We start from the raw sequence: 805 nt of genomic DNA, 5'->3' as shown, positions 1-805 counted from the left end.
GCTGGGCTTGTATGCCATTCATAAGAAATTTCCGGCGGGTTTTTAGATAACCATTCATCATTAGCCGCAACTTCCTTAATTGCGTTTTCAATCTGTGCTTTCACTTCTTCAAGTGTTTCATTTGGCGGGTAGCCAATTGTTCCAGTCAATTCACATTCAGCCGGAACTTTATATGCCCATTCACCAGCATTAATCATTGCAGGTGTTAAATTACTTGAACGGACTTGCATATCTGAAGCGGCGAAATAACGTTCAAACGGAGCATAGCTGACAGTTTCTACGCGTTTATTGTCCAGTTCAACTAAAGCGTCATATATTTTCATCGCTTTGCCGATTGCATTCACACCAACTTGTCCGTTTAAGTTATGAGCGGCCACACCTGTCACTCTTACTTTAAAAATCAATCCGCCTGCACAAGCAATTTGTGGACCTGCACCAGTTGTTAATGGATGCGGATAAATACATGCATCTGCTTTAAAATTCTGTTCTTCAAGGTATTGAACCATTGCAACAGCTCCGCCGGCTCCGCCTACCTCTTCATCAACAACGGAAATGGTTGTAATATTTCCTTTTGGCTTTAGACCCATATTTTTAATAACCTGCAGTGCAGAAAGGATAGAACCGTATCCGCCTTTATTATCAGCTGTTCCTCTTCCGTACATAAGTCCATTTTCAATTACACCTTCAGTTGGCGGGTAATTCCAGTGGATCTCATCCCCAACCGGTACCGTATCAACATGTGTAAAAAGTAAAAGTGACCGTGCATCTTCTGATCCATGCCATTTCCCAACAACATTCGGACGGT

The 805-nt window shown here is 42.4% G+C and carries 1 protein-coding gene; it reads right to left on the bottom strand.

Translation table 11 applies throughout. The annotated features are described in order from the left end of the window. On the bottom strand, positions 1-805 hold an 805-nt coding region (locus V179_RS0105550), incomplete at both ends, for a M20/M25/M40 family metallo-hydrolase (RefSeq protein ID WP_028390635.1).

The sequence above is a fragment of the Bacillus cihuensis genome (assembly GCF_000504145.1).
Classification (GTDB): Bacteria; Bacillota; Bacilli; order Bacillales; family DSM-1321; genus Peribacillus; species Peribacillus huizhouensis.
The sequence above is the reverse complement of the archived record's forward strand: the minus strand, read 5'-3'. Positions and strand labels throughout refer to the sequence as shown.